Source organism: Nitrogeniibacter aestuarii (assembly GCF_017309585.1).
Taxonomy (GTDB): Bacteria; Pseudomonadota; Gammaproteobacteria; order Burkholderiales; family Rhodocyclaceae; genus Nitrogeniibacter; species Nitrogeniibacter aestuarii.
Window position 1 is genome coordinate 25,976 of sequence record NZ_CP071321.1, and the last position, 16,545, is coordinate 42,520.

13 protein-coding genes and 1 riboswitch are annotated in these 16,545 nt (G+C 66.7%); of the genes, 5 read left to right on the plus strand and 8 right to left on the minus strand.

Translation table 11 applies throughout. From position 1 onward, the window contains the following. Positions 1–10: 10 nt before the first annotated feature. The 4 genes from fdhF to J0W34_RS00115 all read left to right on the plus strand — a co-directional run bounded on the left by fdhF (position 11) and on the right by J0W34_RS00115 (position 4,761). Entirely contained in the window at positions 11–2,881 is a 2,871-nt protein-coding gene (gene fdhF / locus J0W34_RS00100) for a formate dehydrogenase subunit alpha (RefSeq protein WP_230970206.1), read from the plus strand. A gap of 4 nt (positions 2,882–2,885) precedes the next feature. Further along, positions 2,886–3,740 (plus strand): formate dehydrogenase accessory sulfurtransferase FdhD, encoded by an 855-nt coding sequence (gene fdhD / locus J0W34_RS00105; protein ID WP_230970207.1) that lies wholly within the window; start codon positions 2,886–2,888, stop codon positions 3,738–3,740. A gap of 8 nt (positions 3,741–3,748) precedes the next feature. After that, positions 3,749–3,985 (plus strand): formate dehydrogenase subunit delta, encoded by a 237-nt coding sequence (locus J0W34_RS00110; RefSeq protein WP_227817744.1) that lies wholly within the window; start codon positions 3,749–3,751, stop codon positions 3,983–3,985. Between the two features lie 140 nt (positions 3,986–4,125). Then, positions 4,126–4,761, plus strand: a complete 636-nt coding sequence (locus J0W34_RS00115; RefSeq protein WP_230970208.1) for a carbonic anhydrase — start codon at positions 4,126–4,128, stop codon at positions 4,759–4,761. Between the two features lie 219 nt (positions 4,762–4,980). Here J0W34_RS00115 and J0W34_RS00120 read toward each other — a convergent pair whose 3' ends face one another. The 3 genes from J0W34_RS00120 to J0W34_RS00130 all read right to left on the minus strand — a co-directional run bounded on the left by J0W34_RS00120 (position 4,981) and on the right by J0W34_RS00130 (position 7,365). After that, entirely contained in the window at positions 4,981–5,559 is a 579-nt protein-coding gene (locus J0W34_RS00120) for a TMEM165/GDT1 family protein (protein WP_230970209.1), read from the minus strand. A gap of 8 nt (positions 5,560–5,567) precedes the next feature. Continuing rightward, positions 5,568–5,747: riboswitch (yybP-ykoY riboswitch) on the minus strand. A 56-nt stretch (positions 5,748–5,803) separates the two neighbouring features. Further along, complete coding sequence (locus J0W34_RS00125; protein ID WP_230970210.1) at positions 5,804–7,003, minus strand: NnrS family protein; 1,200 nt, start codon at positions 7,001–7,003, stop codon at positions 5,804–5,806. Between the two features lie 2 nt (positions 7,004–7,005). After that, a complete protein-coding gene (locus J0W34_RS00130; RefSeq protein ID WP_230970211.1) occupies positions 7,006–7,365 on the minus strand; it encodes a hemerythrin domain-containing protein in 360 nt (119 codons plus the stop codon). 206 nt (positions 7,366–7,571) lie between these two features. Here J0W34_RS00130 and J0W34_RS00135 point away from each other — a divergent pair, with 206 nt between their 5' ends. After that, positions 7,572–8,003: an RrF2 family transcriptional regulator gene (locus J0W34_RS00135; protein WP_230970212.1), complete on the plus strand. Its 432-nt coding sequence runs from the start codon at positions 7,572–7,574 to the stop codon at positions 8,001–8,003. Positions 8,004–8,021: 18 nt separating this feature from the next. Here J0W34_RS00135 and J0W34_RS00140 read toward each other — a convergent pair whose 3' ends face one another. The 5 genes from J0W34_RS00140 to J0W34_RS00160 form a co-directional block, all read right to left on the minus strand. Further along, positions 8,022–10,013, minus strand: coding sequence for a sigma-54-dependent Fis family transcriptional regulator (locus tag J0W34_RS00140; RefSeq protein ID WP_230970213.1), 1,992 nt, complete (start codon positions 10,011–10,013; stop codon positions 8,022–8,024). Between the two features lie 336 nt (positions 10,014–10,349). Then, the gene (locus J0W34_RS00145) at positions 10,350–12,335 is read right to left on the minus strand and encodes an AMP-binding protein (protein ID WP_230970214.1); all 1,986 of its coding nucleotides are present in this window, start codon (positions 12,333–12,335) and stop codon (positions 10,350–10,352) included. Between the two features lie 29 nt (positions 12,336–12,364). Further along, positions 12,365–13,402: a zinc-dependent alcohol dehydrogenase family protein gene (locus tag J0W34_RS00150; RefSeq protein WP_230970215.1), complete on the minus strand. Its 1,038-nt coding sequence runs from the start codon at positions 13,400–13,402 to the stop codon at positions 12,365–12,367. A 108-nt stretch (positions 13,403–13,510) separates the two neighbouring features. Then, entirely contained in the window at positions 13,511–14,017 is a 507-nt protein-coding gene (locus J0W34_RS00155; protein ID WP_230970216.1) for an acetone carboxylase subunit gamma, read from the minus strand. A gap of 195 nt (positions 14,018–14,212) precedes the next feature. Further along, the gene (locus tag J0W34_RS00160) at positions 14,213–16,537 is read right to left on the minus strand and encodes a hydantoinase B/oxoprolinase family protein (protein ID WP_227817734.1); all 2,325 of its coding nucleotides are present in this window, start codon (positions 16,535–16,537) and stop codon (positions 14,213–14,215) included. Positions 16,538–16,545 lie beyond the last annotated feature (8 nt).

The window sequence follows — 16,545 nt, forward strand, 5'->3', positions numbered from 1 at the left end:
GGCACAACTTATGGCTCTGAACCACGACACCGATTTCGGCACCCCCGCGCGTGCCTCGGACACCCTCGTTTCCGCCACCATCGACGGCCAGTCGGTGAGTGTGCCCGCAGGCACCTCGGTGATGCGCGCCGCGGCGATGCTCGACACCCACATCCCCAAGCTGTGCGCCACCGACAGTCTCGAACCCTTCGGTTCCTGCCGTCTGTGCCTGGTGGAGATCGAAGGCCGTCGAGGCTACCCGGCCTCGTGCACCACGCCGGTCGAGGCCGGCATGGTGATCCGCACCGAGACGCCGGCGCTGGCCGAACTGCGCCGGGGGGTGATGGAGCTGTACATCTCCGATCATCCGCTCGACTGCCTCACCTGTTCGGCCAATGGCGACTGCGAACTGCAGGACATGGCCGGTCGGGTGGGCCTGCGTGAAGTGCGCTACGGCATGGACGGTGCGAATCACTTTGATGCGGCCAGCGCGGCGCCGGTGGATGACTCCAACCCGTATTTCTCCTACGACGCCAGCAAGTGCATCGTGTGCAATCGCTGTGTGCGTGCCTGCGAAGAAACCCAGGGCACTTTCGCGCTGACCATCACGGGTCGCGGATTCGGGTCGAGGGTGTCCGCCGGGGCGAAGGAAAGCTTTCTGGGCTCGGAGTGCGTGTCCTGTGGCGCCTGCGTGCAGGCCTGCCCGACCGCCACGCTGATGGAAAAGTCGATCATCGAGCAGGGGCAGGCAGACAGGCAGATCGTCACCACCTGTGCCTACTGCGGCGTGGGCTGCAACTTCGTGGCCGAGGTCAAGGGCACCGACGTGGTCCGCATGACCCCGTGGAAGGGCGGCGAGGCCAATCAGGGCCACTCCTGCGTGAAGGGGCGTTTCGCCTTCGGTTACGCCACGCACCCGGACCGCATCACCACGCCGATGATCCGCGCCTCCATCGACCAGCCATGGCAGGCGGTGAGCTGGGAAGAGGCCATCGGTCATGCGGCCAGCGAATTCCGCCGCATCCAGCAAAAGCATGGCAAGGCGTCGGTGGGCGGTATTACGTCCTCGCGCTGTACCAACGAAGAAACCTACCTGGTGCAGAAGCTGATCCGCGCGGCCTTCGGCAACAACAACGTCGATACCTGCGCGCGGGTGTGCCATTCGCCCACCGGCTACGGCCTCAAGACCACGCTGGGCGAATCGGCGGGGACCCAGACCTTCGAGTCGGTGATGGATTCGGACGTGATCATGGTGATCGGGGCCAACCCCACCGATGGTCACCCGGTGTTCGGCTCGCAACTGAAACGCCGCCTGCGCCAGGGGGCCCGACTGATTGTCATCGATCCGCGTCGTATCGACCTGGTGAAGGGACCGCATTACGAAGCCGCCTACCATCTCAACCTGCGTCCCGGCACCAACGTGGCCATGGCCAATGCCCTGGCCCACGTGATCGTGACCGAAGCGCTGGTGGACGAGGCCTTCGTCGCCGAGCGCTGTGACGACGCGAGCTTCCGCCAGTGGCGCGAGTTCGTGGTGCTGCCGGAAAACTCGCCCGAAGCCATGGCCGAGGTCACCGGGGTGGCCGCCGATGCCATCCGCGGTGCGGCCCGTCTGTTCGCCACCGGCGGCAATGGTGCCATCTACTACGGCCTGGGCGTGACCGAACACAGTCAGGGTTCGACCATGGTCATGGCCATCGCCAACCTGGCCATGGCCACCGGCAACCTCGGCCGCTCCGGCGTCGGCGTCAATCCGCTGCGCGGGCAGAACAACGTGCAGGGCTCCTGCGACATGGGCTCCTTCCCGCATGAGCTGCCGGGCTACCGCCATGTGTCGGACGATGCGACCCGAGCGCTCTTCGAATCGGAGTGGGGCGTGTCGCTGCACAACGAGCCGGGCCTGCGCATCCCCAACATGTTCGAGGCGGCGTTGGACGGCTCCTTCAAGGCGCTCTACTGCGAGGGCGAGGACATCGCCCAGTCCGACCCCAACACCCAGCACGTGGAAGCCGCCCTGCGCGCCATGGAATGCGTGGTGGTGCAGGACATCTTCCTCAACGAAACCGCCAAGTTCGCCCATGTGTTCCTGCCCGGTTCCAGCTTCCTGGAGAAGGACGGCACCTTCACCAACGCCGAGCGCCGCATCAACCGGGTGCGCCAGGTGATGCCGCCGCTGGCCGGCAAGGCGGACTGGGAAGTGACGCAGGACCTGGCCAATGCGCTGGGCTACCCGATGCACTACGCCCATCCGTCCGAGATCATGGACGAAATCGCGCGCCTGACGCCGACCTTTCACGGGGTCAGCTACGACAGGCTCGATCAGCTCGGCTCGATCCAGTGGCCATGCAACGACGAGGCGCCCGAGGGCACGCCGATCATGCACATCGACGCCTTCGTGCGCGGCCAGGGCCAGTTCATGCTCACCCGCTACCAGCCCACCGACGAGCGCGCCAACAAGCGCTTCCCGTTGCTGCTGACCACCGGGCGCATCCTCAGCCAGTACAACGTGGGCGCCCAGACGCGGCGCACCGCCAACACCGCCTGGCATGACGAAGACCGGCTCGAGATCCACCCGGTGGACGCCGAAGACCGGGGCATTGTCGAAGGCGACTGGGTCGGTGTGGGCAGCCGTGCCGGCGAGACGGTGCTGCGCGCGCGCGTCTCGGCGCGGGTGCAGCCGGGGGTGGTCTACACCACCTTCCATCACCCCGAATCGGGTGCCAACGTGATCACCACCGACAACTCCGACTGGGCGACCAATTGCCCCGAGTACAAGGTGACCGCCGTGCAGGTGGTGCGGGTGAACCAGCCCTCGGAGTGGCAGCAGCGCTTCCGCGAAAACCACCGGAAGCAGCAGGCCCTGCTCAAGGCGCGAACCGCCTCTCCCGGTGAAAAGGTCTGACACCATGGCGGAACAATGGCTCGACGCGGCAACGCACATCGTTCCCGCGGATGCTCCGGATCGCGATAACCGCAGCCTCGTGCGTGCGTATCGCTGGACCCATGGTGAGCGCATCGACAGTGTCGAATGCCTGATCGAGGAAGTGCCGGTGGCGCTGGTGTACAACGGTGTCTCGCACGCCGTGATGCTTGCCAGCCCGAGTGATCTGGACGACTTTGCACTCGGCTTCAGCCTGGCCGAAGGCATCCTGGCGTCGCCGGACGAGCTGTTCGACATCGAGATCGAGCATGGCTGCCGGGGCATCGAAGTACAGATGCGCATTCACGGGCAACGCTTCGCGGGCCTCAAGGCCCGTCGCAGGGCGCTGGCCGGGCGCACCGGCTGCGGGCTGTGCGGCGTCGAGAGCCTGGAAGCCGCCGAGCGCCGCCTGAGCCCGGTGCGGCGCGGCGCGCCCGTCGGCGCCCGTGCAGTGGTCGAGGCAGTCGAGGCGCTCTATGAACATCAGGAGCTGCATCGTGCCACCCGCGCCGCGCACGCGGCGGCCTGGGCCACGCCGTCCGGTGAGATCGTCCGCACCCGGGAGGACGTGGGACGCCACAATGCACTGGACAAGCTCATCGGGGCCCTGGCCCGTGAAGGCATCGATGTCACAAGCGGCTTTGCTGTCGTCACCTCTCGAGCCAGTGTCGAGATGGTGCAGAAAGCCGCCAGCGCCGGCATCGGTCTGCTCGCGGCCGTCTCTGCGCCGACCGGCATGGCCGTGGGCCAGGCACAGCTCGCCAACCTGACACTCATCGGCAACGCCCGCCACGGCCGACTGACCTGCTACAGCCATCCCGATGGCCTCATCGACGACTGAACGCGCCCATGGACATTCAAAACCTCATCAAGATGGCCAACCAGATCGGCCAGTTTTTTGACACCTATCCCGATCACGCGGCGGCCGTTGCCAATGTCGCCGAGCACATCACGCGCTTCTGGGAACCGCGCATGCGTGCCGCGCTCATCGAACACGTGCACGCCCATGGCGAAAGCTGCGGCCTCGCGCCTGTGGTCCGTGAGGCGGTGACGCGTCTTGGCCCGCCACTGACGATCGAGATCTGAGCATCCCAGGCCAAAAAAAGCCCGACCACCGGTCGCCACCCGATGCGGGCGGAACTGCTAAGCTCCGGACGCGTCTATCAAGCGCCCCGTGCATTGCCTTGAGGGCGCAGGGGCGAATTGTTCAGTGACCGGATAACAACATGCAAAAGATCATCGAAGGATTTCTCAAGTTCCAGAACGAGGTGTTCCCAGAGCGTTCGGAACTCTTCAAACGTCTGGCCGATCAGCAGAACCCCCATGTGCTGTTCATCACCTGCTCCGACAGCCGGGTCGTGCCCGAGCTGCTCACCCAGCAGGACCCGGGCGACCTGTTCGTGATCCGTAACGCGGGCAACATCGTGCCGTCCTACGGGCCCGAGCCCGGCGGCGTGTCCGCCACGGTGGAGTACGCGGTGTCGGTGCTGGGGGTGAGCGACATCGTCATCTGCGGGCATTCCAACTGTGGCGCCATGGGGGCGATCGCCAGCTGCGCCTGCCTGGACGAGATCCCGGCCGTGGCTCACTGGCTGCGCTATGCCGACGCCGCCAAGGCCATCATCAATGGCCGCACGCATGGCTCGGATCGCGAGCGCGCCGATGACCTGGTGCGTGAAAACGTGATCGCCCAGCTCGCCAACGTGCGGACTCATCCCTCGGTGGCCCGCGCCCTGGCGGAGCGCCGGCTCAACCTGCATGGTTGGGTGTACGACATCGAGAACGGGGCCATTCAGGCGCTCGACGGGCAATCCCATACCTTCGTGCCGCTGGCGGACAACCCGCAGGTGCGCGCGACCTGAGGTGGAGCGCGATAGCGCCATTCAATTGAATTCATCAACGAATTCGAATGGCGCTATCCCATCCGGACCGTCACACTGAGCCCATGTCTTGATCAAGGGAGAACGACATGGCTCAAGGACTCAGGCACGCCGCCGCCGCGCACCCGGTGAGACTGGTGCTCGGCGTGCTCATCAATCTGGCAGGCTACTGGTCGCTCGTCAGCCACTGGTGAGCCACCCCTAGACGCCGAGGCTTTTCCCCGCCCCCAGCAGCGTCGCCACGCCCAGCACCGCAAAGATCGCCGCGGCGATCCCGTGCGCCACCCGCACCGGAATGCGGTCCGCAATGCGGTCGCCGAGCAGCACGGCCGGCGCGTTGGCGATCATCATGCCCAGGGTGGTGCCCGCGACCACGCTGGCAAAGGCCTGGTACTGGGCGGCCAGCGCCACGGTGGCGATCTGTGTCTTGTCGCCCATCTCTGCCAGGAAGAAGGCCACCAGTGTGGTGCCGAACACCCCGTAGTGGGTCCTGGTGGTGGTTTCCTCGTCGTCGATCTTGTCCGGAATCAGGGTCCACACCGCCATGGCGATGAAGGACACGCCGAGGATCCAGCGCATGGTCTCGGGGGCGAACAGGGAGGTGATCCACGCCCCCAGCGCGCCGGCACCGGCATGGTTGGCGACGGTGGCCACGAAGATGCCGAGAACGATCGGCCAGGGCTTGCGAAAGCGCGCCGCCAGGATGAAGGCGAGCAGTTGGGTCTTGTCGCCGATTTCAGCGAGGGCGACGATACCGGTGGAGACGAGCAGGGCTTCCATGAAACGATCCTGGCCGGAAGAAGACGATTGACCACGTCACCGCTCCGGCCTCGGGCGATGGGTGGTCAAAGGTCTTGCCAATTCCTCAGGAACCGCTTGCGCCATGCCCGGGTTGGTGAAGGCAGGCAAGTATGTTGACGCAAGGCCCTTCCGCGCGGGAAGGGAGGCTACTCCCCAATGACGGGGCGATCATATCACCGGCGGACGGCGTGTGGTGCACCTCGGGGTGCTGTGCGCCGTGCGCTCAGCCCGGCATGCCGTCGGCGCGGGTGCTGATCAGCCAGCGTCCATAGCGCCCGACGAAAATCACCATGGCCGCCGCGAACATCAGCCCGGACACCGTGATCAGCATCGGCGCCGCGCCGCCACTCGGCCAGGCGGCGGCCAGACGCACGGCAGCGGCCGCCACCATGAGTGCGAAGGCGACGGGCATGTCGCGGGTGAGTTTGAGCGGGCGTCCGGTGTGCCCGAGCGCCGTACGGCTCATCATGCCCAGGGTCAGCACGCCGATACCGCCCACGCCCACCAGATGCACCCCGGCCGACAGCCAGGCCTCGCGCCCGGCCAGCGCCATGGCGAGCACGCCAAGGCCCACGGCGGTGAAGGCATAGCCCACATACAGCACCCACAGCAGTGGCTGTCCCCACATGCGCCGATGGGCCGAACGCAGCAGCAAGCCCAGATTCAGGAGTGCCGTGCCGATGCCCAGCACGTCCACCAGCAGCGGTGGGCCACCGAAGGCCGCGAGGGCGGCGAGCGCCACGGTCGCGGTCACGCTGGCCCAGCCCGCCCAGGTCGGTGTGGAGACCTGTGGCACCCCCAGCGCCCGGTGGGCGAAGAACGGAATCACACGCAGGCCGATGATGACGATGAAGGCAGCCACCAGCAGCAGCCCGCTGGCCAGCATCCGCATCGGGGCGATATCCACCCGTTCGGCGACCGACAACAGATAGACCAGATTGGCCAGGCCGAATCCGGTGAGCAGCACGGGCAGCAGATAGTTGCGCTGGCTGCGCACCCGCAGCACCGGGCGGGCCAGCATGATCGCCGCCTGCAGGAAGAAGGTGACCGAGAGGGCCGCCGTGATGATCGGCGTGCCATGCTCGAGCGCGGCGGCCACCCGTGCCGCCACCCACAGCGCGGTCAGTCCGGCCAGCGGCAGCCCGCGGGTGGGGGGCTGCCCGGTCCATGTGGCCGCGGCGGTGAGCAGAAAGCCGACGATGATGGCCCCCGCGTAACCCCAGATCATTTCATGCCCATGCCAGTAGAGGCCGGGCAGGGCGTCGCTGCCGCTGTAGCCCAGCGCCCAGGCACTCACCGCCACCGCGACGAACAGCGCGGCCAACAGGTATAGAGGGCGGAAGGCCATGGCAAAGCTGGCGGTCCAGCCGGGCTGGTTGGGCGTCAGCCGGCGGGTGGGTTCGCCAAGTGCGATGAACGCCATGCTCAGATCTCCACCAAGGCACCGAGCGCTTCGATTCGCTCGAACAGTTCGCGCTCCTCGAAGCGCACATGCGCCGCCAGCAGCTCGCCGGCGCGGGCCAGCCCGAGGCCGCGAACGGCCTGTCGCAGCGCCTGTTCAAGGTCTGCATGTTCGCGCTTGAGGCGGGTGTAGAGCGCCCGATCGCCGGGTGTCGTGTCGAGAACGTCGGCAAAGCGCCGCTCCTCTTCGGCAAAGTGGGTGAGGAGGGTGTCCAGCTGCCTGTCCAGATCGGGGACGCGCTCGCCGCGCTCAAGCTGGCGTGCCAGGCGCAGTGCGCTGTGGTGTTCCCGGGAGAGATCGATCAATTCGTCGCTGCGTTTCATGGGGCGGTGTCCAGTGGGGCTGGGGGTGCCAATGCCGGTCGCTGCGCGTTCGACTTCATCTTCAGCCCAGGATGAAACGCGTCTGGCGCCGGCACTTATAGAGGTATTATCGATGCATCTTTAAAAGAGTCAACTTGAATGCATCTTTTATTGACCGGCCTCAATATAATGGCCACACGCCCTCACACCCCCCGAGTCGAGTGTCGATGCACATCACCCAACACACCGATTACGCGCTTCGCGTGCTGATGTTCCTGGCGGCCAACGAACATCGGCGGCCGACCATCAAGGAGATTTCGGACACCTTCGGCATTTCGCGCAATCACCTCATGAAAGTGGTCAATGCGCTGATCCGCGAGGGCTTTGTCCAGGGCATGCGGGGGCGTGGCGGGGGCTTGCGCCTGGCGCAGCCGCCGGCACAGATCCGCCTCGGGACCGTCGTGCGGGTGATGGAACCGAGCATGAATCTGGTCGAGTGTTTCGGCACCGGCGGCGAGTGCCTGCTGCAACCGGGATGCCGGCTGACCGGGGTGCTGAGCCGAGCGCTCGAGGCGTTCATGGCGCAGCTCGACGCGTCCACGCTGGCTGACATCGTCGGCCCCCGGCAGCATCAGGTCATGTTTGTGGCCACGACCTGACGCCGATGCGCTCAGGGGTCAGCGCGCACTGAGCCGTTGCCCGCGCTGCTGCATCACTTCGTCGTAGAGGCCGTAGTCACGCAGTTTCTGGTAGAGCGTGCTTTTGGCGATTGCCAGTTGTCGCGCCGCCCGGGTCAGGTTGCCGCCGGTGTCGGCGATGGTGCGGCGAATCAGCTCGGCCTCCATGTCGGTGATGCGTCCGGGGCTGTTCAGGGGCGTGACGGCCGGCTGCGTCGGCATCGGCATGTCTTCGAACTCGGGCGGTAGCGTGTCGACGGTGAGATGCTCGCCATCACTGACCAGCAGCATGCTCTCGACCACATTGCGCAGCTCGCGCACGTTGCCGGGCCACTCGTAGCTGGCCAGCCGAGCCAGTACCGCTTCATCCACGCTGGGCACCGGCAGGCCATGTCGTTCGGCAAAGTGAGCGAGGAAATGATCGACCAGGCGCGGCACGTCGCCGGGCCGGTCGCGCAGGGCGGGGATGCGGATGGAAGTGACCGCGACGCGGTAGTACAGATCCATGCGGAATCGCCCGTCGGCCACTTCCTGGCGCAGGTCGCGGTTGGTGGCCGCCACCAGCCGGAAATTGGTCTTGCGCGGGGCGTTCTCGCCCAGCCGGTAGATCTCCCCATGCTCGAGCACCCGCAGCAGATGGGGCTGCAGGTCCATGGGCATTTCGCCGATCTCGTCGAGGAACAGCGTACCGCCGTTGGCCGCCTCGATCTTGCCGATCAGGCCGCCGCGCCGCGCGCCGGTGAAGGCGCCGTCCACATAACCGAACAGCTCGCTGGCCAGCAGCTCTCGCGACAGCCCGCCGCAGTTGAGCGGCACGAAGGGCCCGTCGCCCACCGGGCTGGCGCGGTGAATGCCCTGGGCGAATTCCTCTTTGCCGACGCCGGTCTCGCCCAGCAGCAGTACCGGCACCTTCGAGCGCGCCAGCTGCCCGGCCTTGCGCACGGCGGTTTGCAGACCGCGGTCCCCGGTGACGATGTTGGCAAACCCGGCGGCGGGGGCCTCGCGGGGCTGGTCCGGCTGCTTGCGCACGCGGGCCAGCGAAGGCAAGGGCAGGATCAGCAGGGTGCCGATGCGCTCGCCCTGGGCTTCGACCGGCGCCAGCCAGTCCGGGCGCAGCCAGGGCGGCAGCTCGGCCGGGTCGCCATCGATGGCCAGGGCGGGAATCCGCCGTGGCTGGGCCAGGTCGAGGTCGGCGCCCAGCGAGGTGAGGACCGCCTGGGCATGGTTGTTGGCCTTGACCGGGAAGCCGCGCCGATCGAAGAGCACCACCGTGTCGGTGCCCGAAGACCAGTAGGGCAGCGCGGTTTCGAGCAGACGCAGACGCAGCTCCGTCTCGCGCATCTTGAGACGGCTCTCGATGCGGTTGGCGGTGGTCACCACCAGCGCCAGGCTCTGGCGGTTGTAGGTCTCCGACAGGCCGGAGACGTCCACGACCCCGAGAATCTCGCCGTCGATGGGATGGCGGATCACCATGGCCGAGCACGTCCAGCGCTTGATGCCGGCGCAGTAGTGCTCGGCCGAGTGGATCTGCACCGGCTCACCCACCGCCAGCGCGGTGCCGATGGCGTTGGTGCCGCAGATGCGCTCGGTCCACGAAACGCCGGGCAGCAGGTGGATGTTCTCGGCGGCGCCCACGGTGCGGGTGTCGCCTTCCATGCTCAGGATGGTCGACTGGGTGTCGGCCAGCGCCATGACGGTGCCGGTTTCGGCGAGAAAATCCCGCGCGCAGGCCATGATCGGCGCACTCGCCTCCAGCAGCTCGGCATGGGTGTGGCGCAGGGATTCGAGCCGCGATTCGGTGAGTGGGGGCGGGGCGCTGCGTTTGTCGGGGTCGACGTTGTGGTCGCGACACCGCCGCCAGGAGCCTTCCACCAGACTGCGCAGGGCGTCGTCGGGCCGACCACTTCCGTCCAGAAAGCGCTCCCAGGCATTCATTACGGCCGAGTCGTTCCCGGGCTCGGAAAACCGTTGCCCGTCGTGTGTCTCCGTCATGCTCAGATCTCCTCCTCGTGGAAACCGGCATCCGGATGCTCGTGTGGCGTGTGAAGATCGTTGCTGCGTCTTCTCCGTGATGCGGGTTTCGTGCCTGACGTGGTGAGCTTACGCCCACGCGGACCGGGGAAACACCCGGTCATTGGCACCCACAGATTAAAGCAAACGAGATGCCAAATGGGATATGGGCACGCGCCCCGAGGGCGAAGGCCCGTGTGCGGGGCCTCCGCGGGCAGTTGCCGGGCGCAGGAAAGGGGGTGGTGGTGGTAAGCGGGCGTCCGGTTTTCGAACGATCGACCGACGGACGGCGTTCGAAAACCGGACGTTTTGTTTCAATCACGCTGGCGTTTGAAGGCTTTCCCGGTAGCGATGCAGCGCGTCCACCGCGTCGGGATTCTCGAGCGAGCCGAGGTCACCCGGGTCGGTGCCCAGCCAGACGGCGCGCACCACACGGCGCAGGATCTTGCCGTTGCGGGTGCGGGGCAGGTCGGGGACCCGGTGCACCCTCGCCGGTGCCAGCGCCTTGCCGACACGCACGGCCACATGGGCGATCAGTTCGCGCTCACGGTCGGTCCATGGGGCATCGGTTTCGGCCGTGGTTTTCGGCGTGGTGACGAAGCACATGGCCGCCTCGCCCTTGACCGGGTCGGGCACGCCGATCGCCACCGCTTCGACCACGTCCGGATGAGTCACCAGCGCCGATTCATACTCGGCCGGACCGACCCGTTTGCCGGCGATCTTGAGCGTGTCGTCGCTGCGCCCCTGGATGAACCAGTGGCCGTCGGCATCCACGCGTGCCCAGTCGCCATGGACCCACAGGTCGGCAAAGCGGGACCAGTAGGTGTCCAGATAGCGGGCGCCGTCGTGCCAGAAGCCGTGGGCCATGCCCGGCCAGGGCGCGCGCAGCACCAGCTCGCCGACCTCGTCGTCGGTGCCCTGATCGAGCAGCGAGCCGCCGTCGGTGTCCACCACATCGGCCAGCATGCCCGGGATCGGGCCGGCGAAGCCGCAGGGCTTTTGCGGCAGGCCGACGAAGCAACCGAGGATGCCGCCGCCGATCTCGGTGCCGCCCGAATAGTTGATGATCGGACAGTTGCGTTGGCCCACGGTGTCGAACAGCCACTGCCAGGGCGCTTCGTTCCACGGTTCGCCGGTGGACCCGAACACCCGCAGGCTGTCGAGCTGACCCGCTTGCGGCAGGCCGGCCTCACCCGCGGCCATGAGCAGGCGCGCCAGGGTGGGCGACAGGCCCAGGTGGGTGAGCTGGTGGCGCTCGACCAGTTGCCAGATGCGGTCCGGCGTCGGGTGGTCGGGCGTGCCTTCGAAGAACACCAGCGTGGCGCCGCGCAGCAGACCGCCGAAGACCAGCCACGGACCCATCATCCAGCCCATGTCGGTGATCCACATGAGCCGGTCGCCCCGATTCAGGTCGAAGCACATGAGCATGTCCTGCGCCGCCTTGATGGGGAAGCCGGCATGGGTATGCACCACGCCCTTGGGCCGGCCGGTGGTGCCGGAGGTGTAGAGGATCAGCAAGGGGGTGGCAGTGCCGTTGATGGCCGGCTCCATGTCCGGCTCGCTGGCGGCGACGAGGGAGCGGTAATCCCATTCGCGCCACTGGCCGCTTTGCTGCGGCGCCCAGGGGGTACCCAGCCGCGGGACCACCAGCAGATGGGCGAGGGCCGGGGCGGTCGCGGCGGCGGCACGTGCTTCGCCCAGCATGTCGACCCGCTTGCCGCGGCGCAGGTAGCCATCGGCACAGATCATCACCATCGCCTCGCTGTCGTTCAGGCGATTGGCCACGGCGTCGGCACCGTAGCCGGAGAACAGGGGCAGCACGATGGCCCCGAGCCGGGCCGCGGCCAGAAAGACCACGGCGGTCTCGGGCACCATCGGCAGGTACATGGCAATACGCTCGCCATGGCAGACGCCAAGGCGTGCCAGTGCGGTGCTCAGGCGGCGGGCCGCGTCGTCCAGTTCCCGATAGCTGAAGCGGCGCTGGTCGCCATCGTCGCCTTCCCAGATCAGGGCCGGCTGATCGGGCGTTTCGCGGGCGGTGCGGCCGACCAGGTTGTCGTACAGGTCCAACTCGCCGCCAGCGAACCAGCGCGGCCATTGCATGCCGTGGGACAGGTCGCACACGGTGTGGTAGCGGCGATGCCAGGTGAGGCCCAGGGCGTCTTCGACCTCGGCCCAGAAGCGGCTGGGTTCTTCGCGCGCGGTGGCGTTGAGTGCGTCGATATCGGCGTGGCCGTAGAAGCGCAGAAAGCGGTGCAGCGCGGTGTGCTCGAAGCGCGTGCCGCGCGCCAGACAGGTGTTCATGGGGGCATGTCCTCCGGGGTGAATGCCGATCAGGCTTCGAGAATGACCTTCATCGCTTTCTCGCGGGCCGCGTCACCGAACACGCGGTACGCCTCTTCGATCTGATCCAGTGCAAAGCGGTGGGTGATGAGCGAGGCCGGTGCCAGGGTGCCGGCCTGGACGGTCTGCAGCAGCATCGGGGTGGTGCTGGTGTTGACCAGCCCGGTGGTGAGGGTGATGTTGCGGATCCACAGTTTTTCGAGGTGCAGACTCACCGGTGCGCCATGGACGCCCACATTGGCGATGTGACCGCCGGGGGCGATGACCTCCTGACACAGATCGAAGGTCGCCGGGATGCCCACCGCCTCGATCGCCACGTCGACACCGCGCCCGTCGGTGAGCGCCATGAGGGCGCTGGGCACGTCGTCGGTGGCCGGATTGAAGGTATGCGTGGCCCCGAGCCGGTGGGCGGTGTCGAGCCGGTTGGCGTCCATGTCCACCATCACCAGGCGGGCCGGCGAGTAGAACTGCGCGGTGAGCAGGGCGGCCATGCCGACCGGACCGGCACCGACGATGACCACCGTGTCACCCGGCTTGACCTGACCGTTGAGGACCCCGATTTCCAGCCCCGTGGGCAGGATGTCGCTGAGCATCACCAGCGCTTCTTCATCGGCGCCCTCGGGAATGGGGTGCAGGCTGTTGTCGGCGTGGGGAATGCGCACGCGCTCGGCCTGGGTGCCGTCGATGAGGTGACCGAGAATCCAGCCGCCGTCCTCGCAGTGCGCGTAGAGCTGGCGCTTGCAGTTGCCGCAGCGGCCGCAGGCACTGATGCACGAGATGAGCACCCGGTCGCCGGGCTTGAAGTTGCTCACGCCATCGCCTACGGCTTCGACAATGCCCACCCCTTCGTGGCCCAGGGTGCGCCCCGGCTCGACGGTGGGGACGTCGCCCTTGAGGATGTGCAGGTCGGTGCCGCAGATGGTGGTGCGCGTGATGCGGACGATGGCATCGGTGGGTTTGTGGATGACGGGCTCGGCCTTGTCCTGCCAGGCGAACCGGCCCGGCCCTTGATAGACGAGTGCTTTCATGAAGACTCCGGGGAAAAAGAGCCGGCGCGGTCCGGTCACGCCGCGCCGGCGGGGAGAGACGTACAAAAGGGGAGCGGCCCCGCGCCCGGGGGCGCGAGGCGTGGCCGGTCAGGCGGCCTTTTCGGGGACGGGCAGGCCGACCCACTCATCGTAGAAGGCTTCGATGTCGGGCTCGAAGTCGTGGATCACCGGGTACCACGGGGTCGGTGCTTCGACGTCGTGCATGGTCCCGCAGGTGGGGCAGTAGTACTCGCGATAGACCTGCCAGGCGGTGTCCGGGGCCATCAGCTTCGGATAGACCTCGGTCATGGCCTCTTCGGTGTCACGCACATACACCACCGCGTTGAGTTTCCAGTTCTCGCGATAGTCGCCGAACTCGTGGCCGCAGTCGCACTTGGTGACCCACTGCTTGGTGTCGGCGTTCTGGGCGATGTACAGGTGCGGGCCCAGCGGCAGGACGATCCGGTCCTTCCAACTCACCTTCTTTTGCAGGGCTTCCACGTAGAGGGAGAAGCGCTCGTTGTCCTTGGGCATGGCCAGCATGCGCATGGTGGTGTCCCAGTCGAGCTTGCCTTCGGTGAGTTTGGCGACCTGTTCTTTCGTGTAGGTAGACATCGTGTTGACTCCTTGAATTGGGTTGTTTGGCTGCTGACCCCACCCCCATCCCGGCCTTCCCCCTGAGGGGGAAGGGGCGTGACCCCGGGCGGCATGCTGCGTGCGCAGGGCCTCCCTCCCCTTCAAGGGGAAGGTCGCGCCAGCGACGTTTGCGATTGGACGGGCCGGGGTGGGGATGGGTTGGTCAGCGGCCCATCACTCTTCGACCAGCGTTACCGTGCGCACGTCGGGCATCTTGGCCAGGTCCATGCGGTAGGTGCTCCCGTAGGACGGCACGTCCAGTTCGTCCTCGGTCAGGTTCCAGTCCGCCGGCAGGTTCCAGAAGGTCTTGAACTGGTTCAGGAACTTCTTCGACAGGCCGAAGCTGGTGGCGAACATGTGCTTGACCTGGGCACTGGCGTGCTTGGTGACGATGCGTTCGCGCTCTTCGTGCATCCAGTCGCGGGTGGGCACGGCGCGGGCGAGCCGTTCCTTGCGTACTTCAGCACGCCGAGCCTTCGTCGCCTCGGCATCGACGCTCCACACGCCCTTGTCGTCCTGACTGACCACGGCGCCATAGACCTTGCGGGCGTACTCAGGGAGCAGCCATGCGTTGTTCAGGTCGCGCGCGATGGCGTCCGGTTCGCGGTCGAGGGGGTCGCCGTAGCCGGGGCCGCCACGCAGGTAGTTCAGGTACAGGTCGTAGTTCTCGTAGCAGTCCTCGGTGGTCATGCACTGGTGGTCGCGCTTGACCCGGGCACCGGCATCGATGTGGCGTTCGTAGTCCGGTGCGTCCGGATTCACGTCGGCGCCCAGCGGCAGGCTGTCACCCACCACGATGCGCTGCTCGAGACCCGTCTTGTGGGCCTCGAAGCGGTAGCCGGTGGCGGACGGGTAGCCACCCATCAGGCCCCAGTCGCTGTTCATGAAGCCGTTGCCCATGAAGAACATGGTCCAGTCCTGCGCCTTCCAGACCATGCGCAGGGTCTCGAAGCCGCAGCCACCGCGGTACTGGCCGTAGCCGCCGGAGTTGCACTTGGCGTTGCGACCGAGGTAGAGCAGCGGTTCGGCCATCTCCCAGATCTCGATGTCGCCCATGTCGCCTTCCGGGTTCCAGATGGCGGCGGCATGGTTAAGCCCGTCGCGGATGGCGGTGGCGCCGGTCCCGCAGGAAGAGGCTTCGAAGGAGTTGACCGCGTGGATCTCGCCGTCCTGGTTGATGCCGCCGCCCTGCAGCCAGTTGGAGGTGTTGGCGTTGCCGGCATTGACCTCTTCCAGATAGCCGCGGCTGAAGTAGGCCTGGGACAGGCCGCGCCACATGGTGGTCCAGGCCGAGACCAGGAAGTGCCAGGCATAGGCGTGGCCGGTGCGGCGGTCGTCCGGGTTGTTCCAGCCGCCCTTGGGCATGTGGAATTCGGTGCCGTAGTAGGCGCCGTCGTTGATGCGCTGGGTGGGCACCAGGGTCTGGGTCATCATCACCCAGATGCCGCTGGTGAAGGCCACCTGGTGGGCGTTGTAGCTGTGCCAGCCCCAGCGGCTGGCGCCCTCGAAGTCGAGGCGCCAGGTGCCGTCCTTGCGGATCTCCATCTCCACCGGGGCATGCATGATGGTGTCGAGCTTGGCAAAGGCGTTGGATGTCTGCACGTCTTCATGGGCGTAGGGCACGTCCACGAAGGCCACCTTGCGGTAGGTGCCCGGCAGGGTCATGGCCTTGAGGCGGGTGGAGAGGCCGCGACGGCCTTCCTCAATGACCTCGAAGGCGAACTTTTCGTAGGCCTCCAGGCCGTCTTCGGCGATCACCTCTTCGACCAGCTCGCGGATCATGTGGCAGCCGGCGATGCGGGTCTTCTCGTCGAGAATCCAGTACTTGGGCGTGCGCACCGAACGCTGAGACTCATGCAGCCAGTCGCGCAGCGGGGTGTCGTTCACCCCGGTCTTGCGGCAGGTGATCATGTAGCCGTCGCCGAAGCGCTGGGTCTGACCGGTGGACATGGAGCCCGGGGTGACCGCGCCGGTGTCGATCACGTGGGTCACTCCGCCCACCCAGCCGATCAGCTTGCCTTCATGGAAGATCGGCACGATGGTGGCGATGTCGCACGGGTGCACGTTGCCGATCGAGCAATCGTTGTTGGTGAACATGTCGCCGGGGTTGATGCCGGGGTTGGCCTCCCAGTTGTTCTCGATCATGTACTTGATCGCGGCGCCCATGGTGCCCACGTGGATGATGATGCCGGTGGAGGTCAGGATGCAGTCCCCGGCGGCGTTGTAGAGGGTGAAGCACAGCTCGCCTTCCTGCTCCACGATCGGGCTGGCGGCGATCTTCTTGGCGGTTTCGCGGGCATGCACCAGGCCGCCGCGCAGCTTGGAGAACAGCTTCTCGTAGCGGATCGGGTCGGCCTCGCGCAGCTCCAGGTGCTCCAGGCCGTTGTAGTAGCCGGTGTCCTTGGTGCGCTCGAGAATGGCGTCGCGGTACTGCTTCAGGGTCTGACCGGTGCCGAGCAGATTGGCGAAGCCGGTTTCCTTGCTGGTCATCATGTTCATGGTTGTCT